A 13,423-nucleotide genomic window follows, 5' to 3' on the forward strand; every position below is an offset into this window, starting at 1 on the left:
CGGCCTTCAGGCCGGGGAGGATGTCAACGCCTTCCGCATACCCGAATATTGGCTGGAAACTCAGGGGCAATCAATCGTGTTGATTAACTGGAGACATTCCCCTGGTGCTCCCACTGGATCCCTAGAACAAGGGTGTTAGCAGACCAGGGCTTGCTGCCGTTGTCGCTGTTGGCGTTCTAGAGCTTCAAACAGGGCTTGAAAGTTGGCTTCGCCAAAGCCTGTGGCTCCACCCAACCGTTGGATGACCTCGAAAAAAAACGTGGGCCGGCCAAACAGAGGCTGAGTGAAGGTTTGCAACAACAGGGGGGGGTGTCGGGAATCAGAGGCAGGCAAGGTGGTATCCAAAAGGAGCTGCTGCTCCACCAAGTCGTGCCAGGAGATGGTGGGCAACCCACCAGAAGGGAGTACTGCTCCAGAGGCCAGCTCCCTTGCCAGGTTTGTGTAGTACTCCGGTGGCACCTGCAGAAAGTTTACGCCTCCCTGTCGCAGCCGGCGCACACTGGCGAAGACATCTGAGCTGTGCAACGCCGCATGTTGCAGGCCAGGGCCATGATGGGCATCCAAAAACTCCTGGATCTGGGAAGCGGCACAGGTGGGCTCGTTGATGGCCAACTGGATCCCGGCTTCAGGATCTCCCACCACCACACTTTCTAGGCCAGAGGTGTTGGTGCGGATGCTATAGCGATACAGAGACCGCCAACCCAGCACCTGCCCATACCAATCTGCCGCTGCCTGCAGGGATCCCTGCTCCACGTTCAATACCAGGTGATCCCAGTGGGAAAACAGGTTCTCCTCGGCGGGAGCTGAATCGGGGATCCCTGAGCTGGGGATCAAAGAATGCCTGAGTCCATAAGGAGTGCGCAGGCACAGAGCAGGGCAGCCTTCGTCTTCTGCCGGGATCCACTCCACTTGGGCTCCTCGCCTCTGCAAAAGCTCTGCCAAGCCCAACAGCTCTTGCTCCTCCACCGCCAAGGCCACATCCACCACCCCAGGCGAATGTTGCTGCAAATAGCGATCCACCTCATCCCCGGCGTGAGCCGGCTGAGATAGGCGCAAGCGCAGGGATCCCTGACGCAGACAGAGGGTACTGCCGAGCTGTCCTTCCATTCGGAAGCCCCAAACTTGACAAAAGTGTTCCTGCCAACGGGGCAGATCCCAAAGATAGAAGTGCAGGTGATGGATCCCTTGGACGATTCGATTGGACTGGTTCATAGAGCAAGGCACTGCTAAGGTAAAGGCCGAGTATCCTGACGTTCTCACGGCAACAGACGACCTGGGCCGTCCTACCTCAGCATAGGCCCGCCATTTGCCGATGGAAAAGCGTAAAACAACGTTAAGAAGATATTAAAACAGCATTAAAAAATAGGATGAAAATAAGATTAAAAAATCACGCAACCGAAAATATCCTCAGAGCGCAAGGGACTAAAATTAAATCAGGCGAGGTGTATTTAGAACGCCTAAAAAAGAAACAGAAGAGTTGCTAAAAGCCCTTCGTAGGATCCCTATAAGCCTTGCAGAGATCTATTGGTTCTTTAGCTCTCTTTTAGAGCCTGCGTGGGGCAAAGGCCGGGGTGCTGCCTCGCCCTGTCGATAGATTATCAGGCGTAATAGCCGGGAGGATTGTTATGGTTGCCAGTGTGCAGCGTTCTGTAGCATCACCTACAGAATTGAAGGCGGAACCAAGGACAGGATCCAACGCAGCCGGTCAAAAAGTTTTGAGCGATTTTGCGCCGGGATCCTGGCAGCGCTCCATCGACGTCAGAGACTTTATTCAGCGCAATTACACCCCCTACGCCGGTGATGAAACCTTCTTAGCTGCAGCCACCGAGCGCACCCAGCGGCTGTGGGCCAAGGTCAAGGATTTGATGGCTCTGGAGCGAGAGCGAGGGATCCTAGATGCCGATACTGCCGTTCCCTCTACCATCACCAGCCACGCCCCTGGCTATATCGACCCAGAGCTGGAACAAATTGTGGGGCTGCAGACGGACAAACCCCTGAAGCGGGCCATCATGCCCTTTGGCGGCATCCGCGTGGTGGAGTCTTCCCTCAAAGCCTATGGCTACGAGCTGGATCCCCGCACCAAGGAAATTTTTACCCAGTACCGCAAAACCCACAACGACGGCGTTTTTGACGCCTATACCGAAGAGATGCGCCGCTGCCGCCGCTCCGGGATCATCACCGGCCTGCCCGATGCCTACGGTCGGGGTCGCATCATTGGGGACTACCGGCGGGTGGCCCTCTACGGGGTGGATCGGCTCATCGAAGACAAGCAGGCCCAAAAAGCCAGCCTAGACCTGGACACGATGGACGAAGAGACCATCCGCCTGCGGGAGGAGCTCTCCGAGCAGATTAAAGCCCTACAAGAGCTGAAAGAGATGGGATCCCGCTACGGGTTTGACCTGGGCCGTCCGGCAGCCAACGCCCGCGAAGCCATCCAATGGCTGTACCTGGCCTACCTGGCAGCCGTCAAGGAGCAAAACGGGGCGGCCATGTCCTTGGGGCGGGTGTCCACCTTCCTGGACATCTACATCGAGCGGGATCTGCAGGCCGGGATCCTCACCGAGGAAGAGGCCCAGGAGCTCATTGACCACTTTGTTATGAAGCTGCGCATGGTCAGGTTTTTGCGCACGCCCGAGTACAACGAGCTATTCAGCGGGGATCCCACCTGGGTTACCGAGTGCATCGGCGGCATGGGCCTAGATGGGCGGCCTTTGGTCACCAAAACCAGCTTCCGCATGCTGCATACCCTCTACAACCTTGGCCCAGCGCCCGAGCCCAACTTGACCGTGCTCTGGTCGGAGCGGCTGCCGGAAGCCTTCAAGCGCTACTGCGCCAAGGTCTCCATTGAAACCAGCTCCATCCAGTACGAAAACGACGACTTGATGCGCCCCTACTGGGGGGATGACTACGGCATCGCCTGCTGTGTGTCGGCCATGCGCATCGGCAAGCAGATGCAGTTTTTTGGAGCGCGGGTGAACTTGGCCAAGTGCCTGCTCTATGCCATCAACGGCGGTCGGGATGAGATCTCCGGCGAGCAGGTGGCTCCTGCTTTCGCCCCCATCACCGCCGATGTCCTGGACTACGACGAGGTGTGGCCGCGCATGGCGCAGATGATGGCCTGGCTGGCCAAAACCTACGTCAACACCATGAACATCATCCACTACATGCACGACAAGTACTGCTACGAGCGCCTGGAGATGGCCCTGCACGACCGGGACGTGCTGCGCACCATGGCCTTTGGGTTGGCCGGCCTGTCGGTAACAGCCGACTCCCTATCCGCCATCAAATACGCGCGGGTACGGGCCATCCGGGATGAGCGGGGCCTAGTGGTGGATTACGCGGTGGAGGGCGACTTCCCCAAATACGGCAACAACGACGACCGAGTTGACTCCATTGCGGTGCAACTGGTGCAGACCTTCATGGCCGAGCTGCGCAAGCACAAGACCTACCGCAATGCCATCCCCACCCAGTCCATCCTCACCATCACCTCCAACGTGGTCTACGGCAAGAAAACCGGCAACACCCCCGACGGGCGGCGAGCGGGCGAGCCCTTTGCCCCAGGGGCCAACCCCATGCACGGCCGGGACACCAAGGGGGCGGTGGCGTCGCTGGCTTCGGTGGCCAAGCTGCCCTACGACGACGCTCTGGATGGGATCTCCAACACCTTCTCGATTGTGCCGGCGGCCCTAGGTCGCACAGCGGAGGAGCGGGTTGCCAATCTAGTGGGGCTGCTGGATGGCTACATGCGGGATGGCGGTTTCCACCTCAACGTCAATGTTCTCAACCGCGAGACCCTGCTGCATGCCATGGAGCACCCGGAGCTCTACCCACAGCTCACCATCCGGGTTTCCGGCTATGCGGTGAACTTCATCAAGCTCACCCGCGAGCAGCAACTGGATGTCATTAACCGCACGTTCCATCAACACTGCTAAAAGACCAGCCTGGGGATCCCTGAAGTCCGCCCATACCGGGGTCGATGGAAGGGATCCCCCATCGATAACCGAGGAGGCCCGATGATCATGACTGTTTGTAGCGCTGCGGATCTGGTCAGCCAGTATGCCTCAGGACGGCGCGATTTTCGGGAGATCGATTTGCAGGGGGCTGAGCTGCAGGGGATCCATTTGGCTGGCGCCGATCTCAGCTATGCCGATTTCAGTGGGGCCAACTTGGCGGGGGCTAATTTGCGGGGGTGCGATCTCAGTTTTGCCGACTTCAGCGGAGCTAACCTATCGGGAGCCGATTTGCGGGGATGTCTCCTCTTTGGCAGCAATTTCCGAGGGGCGCTCTTAGAAGGAGCCTTGTTGGATCACGCAGATTTCGATGCCTATACCCATTTCCCGAAGGATTTCGATCCCAAGGCCCACCGCCTGCACGGCATCACGGTGGATACCTCCGTGCCTAGCCCACACGACCCATCGGTCTGAGCTGGGTGGGATCCCCAAGCTGCCCTTTCGGCTTTTTATCCCCCTTTCTCCCTTCCAGCCAGGATAGCAGCGGTCTAGCTAAAAGACCCTAGGGATCTAAAAAAATCTAGTCCCAACCTAATCCAAAGAGAAATAGAAACTGTGTTCTATTTAACCTGAGTTAGTAATCTGGAAGAAAACCTCAAGATTGATTGATATTTTGCAAAAGTCATCCAGGATAAAAGTATGGATACCGTTATGAACCCCCTGACACCAATTGCTGGGCGCATTCACTCGGTGGAAACCTGTGGCACCGTCGATGGGCCAGGAATCCGCTTCGTAATTTTTACACAGGGTTGTCCACTTCGCTGTTTGTATTGCCACAACCCTGACTGTCGGGATCCGGAGGCGGGACAGCTTGTTACGGTTGAGTCTTTAATTGCCGAGATCCAACGTTACAAGAATTACTTGCGAGCGGGGGGAGTTACGGTTACCGGGGGAGAGCCTTTGCTGCAACCTGACTTCGTGGCCGAGATCTTCCGTCGCTGTCATGAGTTGGGCTTGCACACGGCTTTGGATACTTCTGGCTATGGGCAACTGGAAGCAGCCAAGCCTGTGTTGGAGCATACAGATTTGGTGTTGCTGGATATCAAGTCTTATCTGCCGGAGCTGTATCGAAAGGTCACCGGTGTTTCGCTAGAACCCACTCTTAATCTGGCCCGCTATTTAGACCAGATCCACAAGCCTACCTGGATTCGTTTTGTGCTGGTTCCCGGCTTGACGGATCCCGAGGAAAACATTAAGGGTCTGGCCGAGTTTGTGGCCACCTTATCCAACGTGGAGCGAGTGGAAGTTTTGCCCTTTCACAAGATGGGGGAATACAAATGGCAGCAATTGGGATTGCCTTACACCCTTGCCGATGTCGATCCACCCACACCCGAACAGGTGAATCACGCCTTACAAATCTTTCGGGATCAAGGACTGGTGGCTATTTGACAATTCTGCAGTTGCGGCTTGGGTCAGCATAGCCAGGTCACGCTTAGATCCGAAGTGATTCACAGTTAATCTCTGCACCGTCTCCAGATTGGCCCTGAGCTGACTGGAATCCAAGTTGATCCCCAGGCTAACTTTACGGACTCTATGTGAACTGAAGAATACCCCAAGAGGAGGGATCCCCAATGGAAGTTTGCGTCACCTACCGCGATGGTGTTCAGTTCCAAGCGGAAAGCCGAGGGCACCGCATTCTCAGCGACCAGCCTTTGGACAATCACGGTCGAGATCAGGGAATGACGCCGCCGGAATGGTTTCTGGCTTCTCTGGGCGCCTGTGTTGGTTTTTATGCCGTCAAATATCTGGAAGCTCGGCAGTTGGATCCCAGTGGACTAGAGGTGGTGGTCACGGCGGAGAAAGTTGAGCATCCGGCTCGCCTAGACAACATTCACATTCGTGTAAAAACTGGGATCCCGCTGGACGGAAGGCATCAAAAGGGGCTGGAAAAAGCAGTTGATGCCTGCATCATTCACAATACGCTCACCCATCCCCCCACCCTGACCACCGAAATCCAAGTTCCTGCTCCTGTTGGCGCCTAGATTGCCATTCGGGTTATTCGACTATTTCCAACTATCCGATTGTCAATTGTTCCTATCGTCTAAGTCTTGATGAGTTTTGGAGGGATCCACCGATGCCAGTGACCCATCTAGCCGAGTTGGAAACCCTGATCCAACAGGTGAAGGCTGCCCAAGCTGAATACGCAACTTTCACCCAAGAACAGGTAGACCGGATTTTTCACAGAGCCGCTCTGGCTGCCAACAACGAACGGATCCCGTTGGCCAAGCTGGCGGTACAGGAAACCGGCATGGGTATTGTGGAGGACAAGGTGATCAAAAATCACTTTGCCTCGGAATACATTTACAACAAATACAAACACGAGAAAACCTGCGGGGTTATCGAGCGGGATGAGAGCTTTGGCTACGAGCGCATTGCTGAACCAGTAGGGCTTTTGGCAGGTATTGTGCCGGTAACCAACCCTACCTCGACGACAATTTTCAAGGCTCTGATCACCCTCAAAACCCGCAACGGCATTATCTTTTCCCCTCATCCCCGCGCCAAAAAATGTACTATTGCCGCAGCCAAAGTGGTTAAGGAAGCCGCCGAGGCAGCGGGTGCTCCCGTGGGGCTCATTGGCTGGATCGATGAGCCCACCATCGAGTTGTCCCAGGCTTTGATGCAGCATCCTGAGGTGAAGCTGATCTTGGCTACCGGCGGGCCTGGCATGGTTAAAGCGGCCTACTCTTCGGGCCACCCGTCTTTGGGGGTGGGAGCGGGCAATACCCCGGCAGTGATCGATGCCAGTGCCGATATTCCCATGGCTGTCAGCTCGATTTTGTTGAGCAAGACCTTCGACAACGGCATGATCTGTGCCTCAGAACAGGCAGTGGTGGTGGTGGATGCCATCTACGAGCAGGTCAAGGCCGAGTTCGGCCATCGGGGGGCCTACATTTTGGATCCGGAACAAATCGAAGCCGTGCGCCGCATCCTTCTCAAAGACGGTCGCCTCAATCCGGCCATTGTGGGCCAGTCGGTGCAGACCATCGCTGCCCTGGCCGGTATCCAGGTACCCGAAGGCACCAAACTGCTGATTGGGGAAGTGGAGAAGGTGGGGCCGGAGGAGCCCTTCTCCTACGAAAAATTGGCCCCTGTTCTGGCCCTCTACCGCGCCAACGATTTCCACAGCGCCGTAGATGTTGCTGTCCAACTGGTCAATTTCGGCGGGCGGGGACACACCTCTGTTTTGTACACAGATCCCGCCAATCGGGACGATATTGCCTACTTTGAAAATGCCCTGCAAACCGGTCGAGTCTTGATCAACACTCCCTCTTCACAAGGGGCCATTGGGGATCTCTACAACTTCAAGCTAGATCCCTCTCTGACTTTGGGCTGTGGCACTTGGGGAGGCAATTCGATCTCCGAGAATGTGGGGCCGCGCCACCTGCTCAACATTAAAACGGTAACCCAACGTCGGGAAAACATGCTCTGGTTTCGGATCCCGCCCAAGGTTTACTTCAAGCCCGGATGTCTGCCTATTGCTCTGCGGGAATTGGCCGGCAAAAAACGCGCCTTTTTGGTGACCGATAAGCCGCTCTTTGAGTTGGGCATATTGCATCCCATCACCCAGGTTTTGGATGAGATTCGCGTGAGCTGGGATGTGTACCACGATGTAGAGCCGGATCCCACCCTCAGCAACGTCAATCGCGGTCTGGAGCAGTTGCGCCAGTTTCAACCGGATGTGATTATTGCGGTCGGTGGGGGATCCCCGATGGATGCGGCCAAGGTGATGTGGCTGATGTACGAGCAGCCCCAGGTGGAGTTTGAAGGCTTGGCGATGCGCTTTATGGACATCCGCAAGCGGGTTTACGAGCTGCCGCCACTGGGGCAAAAAGCTCAGCTCATCTGCATCCCCACCACTTCCGGCACGGGATCCGAGGTGACGCCCTTTGCCGTAGTGACCGATGACCGGGTGGGGATCAAATACCCCCTGGCGGACTACGCCCTCACCCCCACCATGGCCATTGTGGATCCGGATCTCACCTTAAAGATGCCCAAGAAGCTAACAGCTTACGGCGGCATCGATGCCCTCACCCATGCTCTGGAAGCCTATGTGTCGGTGATGGCCAGCGACTTTACCGATGGGCTGGCATTACAAGCCATCAAGCTGCTCATGACCTACCTGCCGCGGGCCTATGAAAAAGGTGCTGCAGATCCAGAAGCCCGAGAAAAAGTTCACTACGCCGCCACCATTGCCGGCATGGCCTTTGCCAACGCCTTTTTGGGGGTGTGCCACTCCCTGGCCCACAAGCTGGGATCCACCTTCCATCTGCCCCACGGCCTGGCCAATGCCCTGATGATTACCCACGTCATCCGCTACAACGCCACCGACGCCCCCTTTAAGCAGGCCATTTTTCCCCAATACCGCTATCCCAACGCCAAACACCGCTACGCTGAAATTGCCGATTACCTGCAGTTGGGCGGGGCGGATGACGATGAAAAGGTCATGCGCCTCATCGAGGCCATCGAAGAGCTCAAGCGGAAACTGGAGATCCCGGCCACCATTCGCGAGGCCCTGGGGGAGAAAGAGCGGGAGTTTTACGACCGTCTGGAGGCGATGGCGGAGCAAGCCTTTGACGACCAATGCACCGGCGCCAACCCCCGCTATCCCCTCATTCAAGACATGAAGGAGCTGTACGTTTTGGCCTATCGGGGCTGCCGGGTGGATTCTGCCCTCTACCACCAGCCGGAACCAGTGTTGGCCTAAGGAGTAGGGTATGTGGCAACGACTGGATCCCAGTGTGGATATCTGGAGGGCCCGATCCCATCCCCTGAATCCCATTTTTCTGCCCCGTTCGGTGGCGGTGGTGGGGGCCACGGAGCGGGAGGGCAGCGTGGGGCGGACGGTGTTGTGGAACCTCATTAGCCACCCCTTTGGCGGCACGGTTTACCCGGTCAATCCCAAGCGGCACCAGGTGTTGGGGATCCGGGCCTACGAGCGGCTGTCCGCTCTGCCGGAGCCGGTGGATCTGGCCATTATCGCCATTCCGGCAGCGGGGGTGCCCAAGGTGGTGCAGGAGTGCGTAGAAGCCGGGGTCAAGGGCGCCATTGTTCTTTCAGCAGGCTTCAAGGAAACGGGCCCTGCTGGCTGGGAGCTGGAGAAGCAAATTCAGCAGACTATCCAATCGCGTCAGCGGGACGGAGTCCTTGGGAAGCTGCGCTTGATTGGCCCCAACTGCCTGGGGATCCAAAACCCCCACACGGGCTTAAACGCCACCTTTGCTGCCCAGATGGCCCGGCCCGGCAATGTGGGCTTCATCAGCCAAAGTGGGGCCCTGTGCACCTCGATCCTGGACTGGAGCCTGCAGGAAAATGTGGGCTTCAGCGCCTTTATCTCTCTGGGATCCATGCTGGATGTGGGCTGGGGAGATCTGATTGACTACCTGGGCGAGGATCCCCATACCCATAGCATCGTCCTATACATGGAATCCATCGGGGATGCTCGCTCTTTTTTGTCGGCGGCCCGAGAGGTGGCCCTGAGCAAGCCCATCATTGTCATCAAGGCGGGGCGCACCCAGGCGGCAGCCCAAGCAGCCGCTTCCCACACGGGCTCCCTCACCGGCAGCGATGCGGTTTTGGATGCGGCCTTCCGCCGTTGCGGCGTGCTGCGGGTGGATCACATTGAAGATCTCTTCGACCTGGCGGAGGTGCTGGCCAAACAGCCCCGTCCTCAGGGCCCTCACCTGACCATCCTCACCAATGCCGGCGGGCCAGGGGTGCTGGCCACCGATGCCCTCATCCGCGCCGGGGGATCCCTGGCCCAGCTCTCCCCCCAAACCCTGGAGCAGCTTAACCAGCTCTTGCCCCCCCACTGGAGCCACGGCAATCCCATTGACATTTTGGGGGATGCCGATCCGGAGCGCTTTGCCCAAGTTTTGGAAGTGGTGTTGCAAGATCCCGGCAGCCAGGGTTGCCTGGTCATTCTCACCCCCCAAGCCATGACGGATCCCACGGCCACGGCTGAGAAAGTGGTGGAGACCTGGCGGCGCAGCGGATCCCGCCAACCCATCCTGGCCAGTTGGATGGGGGGAGCCCTGGTGGATGCCGGCGAGCAGATCCTCAACCAGGCCGGGATCCCCACCTACCGCTACCCCGACCAGGCGGCGCGGGTGTTTAGCTACTTGTGGCGCTTTAGTGACAACCTCAAGGCCCTCTACGAAACCCCCACCCTGGCTCCCACCAGGCCAGTGGAGCAGGAAAAAGTGCAGCAAACCCTTGCCCAGGCGAGGCGGGAAGGCCGCACGCTTCTCACGGAGGTCGAATCTAAGGAAATCCTGGCCGCCTACGGGATCCCCGTGGTGCCGACGCGGGTGGCTGAGAGTCCCGAAGCGGCAGTGGAAGCTGCCGAGGCCATGGGTTACCCAGTGGTGGTGAAGCTCTACTCCCACACCCTCACCCACAAAACCGATGTGGGCGGCGTGCAGCTCAACCTGCCCGATGCTGAGGCGGTGCGCCGGGCCTTCGGGCAAATCCTCCGCAACGTCAGCGAGAAAGCGGGGCCGGAGCACTTCCAGGGGGTCACGGTGCAGCCGATGGTGGACACGGATGGCTACGAGCTGATCTTGGGCAGCAGCCAGGATCCCCAATTTGGGCCGGTGTTGCTGTTTGGCAGTGGCGGACAACTGGTGGAGGTGTTTCAAGATCGCTCCATCGGCCTTCCCCCCCTCAACACCACCTTGGCGCGGCGTCTGATGGAAAACACCCTCATCTACAAAGCCCTCAGGGGGGTACGCGGACGCCCAGCCGTCGATCTGGAGGCCCTGGAACAGCTCTTGGTGCGCTTTAGCCAACTGGTGGCCGAGCAGCGGGAGATTAAAGAGATCGACATCAATCCGCTGCTGGCTTCCAGCGAGGGCCTGCTGGCTTTGGATGCCCGCGTCATTTTGCGAACCGAGCAGGATCCCCAGGTGCCCTTGGCCATCCGCCCCTACCCCACCCAGTACATCTGGAGCTTCCGGGACGGCATCACCATTCGCCCCATTCGCCCTGAAGACGAGCCTTTGGTGATCGATTTTCACCGCCACGTCTCCGATTACAGCGTCTATCTGCGCTACTTCCACCCGATCAAATACAGCGCCCGCATCGCCCACGAGCGCCTTACCCGCATTTGCTTTAACGATTACGACCGCGAGATTGCCTTAGTAGCAGAAAAACAGGAGCCAGAGGCCAATCGCGTCAGCGGGACGAAGTCCTTAATCCTCGGCATCAGCCGCCTCTCCAGAAAACATGGCTTTCCCCAAGAAGCAGAGTTTGCCATGCTGGTGGCGGATCCCTACCAACGGCAAGGGATTGGCACAGAGCTGTTGACCCGCCTCATTCAGGTGGCCCGCTGCGAAGGGATCCAGCACCTCACCGGCGAGGTTCTTTGCGAAAACGAGGCGATGCGCCGCCTGTGTCAGCGGCTGGGGTTCCAGTTGCACCCTTCTCCAGAGGATCCTGGGATCCTCAAGGCTGCTCTGGCTTTAATCTCCGATCCGCCAATCCTCGCCACCTGCTCCCCCTAGAGATCCCCAGAGAACTAAAAACGGTTTACCGACTGGCTTACCGTAGAATAAGACGGGAAGAGTCCTGGCGCTTGTCCCCTCCCCTTTTGGGAGGGGGGTTGGGGGTGAGGGCGGACTCCCTCTGAGGAGGAGGAGAAGTTTTTGGGGATTGCTATGAACACTGAAGGGACACCTGCGAACAAATGGGGGATCCCCTCAGCAATCGAGGTGGTCTGGTCTGGGAGAGTTGGGGCCGGGATCCGCAGGCTGCCGGTGAGCATGGGGCGGTGGCTGGGGATGGGATCCCTAATTTTTGGCCTTCTTCTTGGCCTCAGTGGTTGTGTCAGCGGTATGGGCTCAGGGGGATCCAGAGAGGAAGTAGCGATTCTCCTGGCCTCCTTTGCGGTGACGCGGGATGCCTACCGGCAGATCATCCCTGCTTTTGAGGCCGATTGGCTGGCGAAAACGGGGCAACGGGTGCGCGTAGAAAGCAGCTACGGCGGCTCGGCAACGCAATCGCGGGCAGTTATTGACGGGCTGGATGCCGATGTGGTGGCCTTGGCCCTGGCTTTGGATGTGGAGCGCCTCGTGGCTGCGGGTCTCATCCAGCCGGGATGGGAAGCCCGTACCCCCAACCAAGGGATCGTTACCCGTTCGGTGGCAGTAATTGTAACGCGGGAGGGCAACCCCCAGGGGATCCGCTCTTGGCAAGATCTGGCTCGGCCCGGCTTGCAGGTGGTTACCGCCAACCCCAAGACCTCAGGGGGCGCCCGCTGGAACTTTTTAGCCCTCTGGAGCGCTGTCCCTGAACCCCAGGCTCTGGCCTTCACCACCCAGGTCTACAAGAATGTCCGCATTTTGCCGCGGGACTCACGAGAGGCCACCGATGTTTTTTTCCAAAAAGGGCAAGGGGATGCCCTGCTCACCTACGAACATGAGGTGATCTTGGCCAGCCTGCGCGGCCAATCCCTGTTCTATGTGGTGCCGGATCCCAACATTTCCATCGACAACCCCGTAGCCGTGGTGGATGCCAATGTGGATCGCAAAGGCACCCGTGCCGTGGCCGAAGCCTTTGTGGACTACCTATTCACCCCAGAAGCGCAGCGGGCTTTTGCCGAGGTGGGCTTTCGCCCGGTAGAACCCACAGTGGCCCAAGAGTTTGCCTGGCGTTACCCTCCTGTTGAGAAGCGGGTTACCGTCGCCGACCTGGGCGGATGGGAGGTTGTCCAAAGCCGCTTTTTTGCCGATGGGGCCTTGTTTGACCGCATCCAAGCTCAGTTGTAGGGAGTCTCCCTTGTTTTGGATCCCCATTCAAGTTATCTTGGGAGCTGTATCAACGGTTTGTTGACAGGTTTACCGTAGATTAGCCGCGGGTTTAACTTCCCTCACCCTCTCCAGAAGACTCAGCCGGCAACCATCCAGCAACTTCTCAGGCAAACCACTAGCTAGGCAGAACCTATGGGTATCACCATCGAAGGGGTATCGAAGCGTTTTGGCGAGTTTCAGGCCCTTCACCCCACCGATCTCACCATTCCTACGGGATCCCTGGTGGCCTTGTTGGGGCCGTCGGGTTCTGGCAAATCCACCCTGCTGCGCCTGATTGCCGGCCTAGAAAAGCCGGATACGGGGCGGATTTCCCTCACCGGGCGGGATGCCACCCATGCCAGCGTCCAGGAGCGCAACATTGGTTTTGTTTTTCAGCACTACGCCCTGTTCAAGCACATGACGGTGCGGCAGAACATTGCCTTTGGCTTGGAGATCCGCAAGGCTTCACGGGCCGAGATTCGGGCACGGGTGGATGAGCTGCTGGAGCTGGTGCAGCTATCGGGGTTCGGGGATCGCTACCCCTCTCAACTCTCTGGGGGGCAGCGGCAGCGGGTGGCCCTAGCCCGCGCTTTGGCGGTGGAGCCGCAGGTGTTGCTGTTGGATGAG

The 13,423-nt window shown here is 58.2% G+C and carries 9 protein-coding genes; 8 read left to right on the top strand and 1 reads right to left on the bottom strand.

Annotated elements, in window-relative coordinates:
* Nucleotides 1–135: 135 nt before the first annotated feature.
* Complete coding sequence (locus tag NW818_RS09710; RefSeq protein ID WP_414350063.1) at nt 136–1,212, bottom strand: VOC family protein; 1,077 nt, start codon at nt 1,210–1,212, stop codon at nt 136–138.
* A 413-nt stretch (nt 1,213–1,625) separates the two neighbouring features.
* Between NW818_RS09710 and pflB the strand changes: the two genes are divergently transcribed.
* The 8 genes from pflB to NW818_RS09750 all read left to right on the top strand — a co-directional run.
* The gene (pflB, locus tag NW818_RS09715) at nt 1,626–3,932 is read left to right on the top strand and encodes a formate C-acetyltransferase (protein ID WP_414424434.1); all 2,307 of its coding nucleotides are present in this window, start codon (nt 1,626–1,628) and stop codon (nt 3,930–3,932) included.
* Nucleotides 3,933–4,019: 87 nt separating this feature from the next.
* Nucleotides 4,020–4,424, top strand: a complete 405-nt coding sequence (locus tag NW818_RS09720) for a pentapeptide repeat-containing protein (protein WP_414424435.1) — start codon at nt 4,020–4,022, stop codon at nt 4,422–4,424.
* Between the two features lie 225 nt (nt 4,425–4,649).
* On the top strand, nt 4,650–5,399 hold the full coding sequence (pflA, locus tag NW818_RS09725) for a pyruvate formate-lyase-activating protein (protein ID WP_414402581.1): 750 nt from the start codon (nt 4,650–4,652) through the stop codon (nt 5,397–5,399).
* Nucleotides 5,400–5,581: 182 nt separating this feature from the next.
* Nucleotides 5,582–5,992, top strand: a complete 411-nt coding sequence (locus NW818_RS09730) for an OsmC family protein (RefSeq protein WP_414343934.1) — start codon at nt 5,582–5,584, stop codon at nt 5,990–5,992.
* A 92-nt stretch (nt 5,993–6,084) separates the two neighbouring features.
* The gene (gene adhE / locus NW818_RS09735) at nt 6,085–8,715 is read left to right on the top strand and encodes a bifunctional acetaldehyde-CoA/alcohol dehydrogenase (protein ID WP_414424436.1); all 2,631 of its coding nucleotides are present in this window, start codon (nt 6,085–6,087) and stop codon (nt 8,713–8,715) included.
* 10 nt (nt 8,716–8,725) lie between these two features.
* On the top strand, nt 8,726–11,512 hold the full coding sequence (locus NW818_RS09740; protein ID WP_414424437.1) for a GNAT family N-acetyltransferase: 2,787 nt from the start codon (nt 8,726–8,728) through the stop codon (nt 11,510–11,512).
* Nucleotides 11,513–11,665: 153 nt separating this feature from the next.
* Nucleotides 11,666–12,775, top strand: a complete 1,110-nt coding sequence (locus NW818_RS09745) for a sulfate ABC transporter substrate-binding protein (RefSeq protein ID WP_238376847.1) — start codon at nt 11,666–11,668, stop codon at nt 12,773–12,775.
* Between the two features lie 174 nt (nt 12,776–12,949).
* The coding region (locus NW818_RS09750) for a sulfate/molybdate ABC transporter ATP-binding protein (RefSeq protein ID WP_414424438.1) at nt 12,950–13,423 on the top strand (474 nt) is incomplete at its 3' end.

It is taken from the genome of Synechococcus sp. R6-5 (assembly GCF_047461775.1).
GTDB lineage: Bacteria > Cyanobacteriota > Cyanobacteriia > Thermostichales > Thermostichaceae > Thermostichus.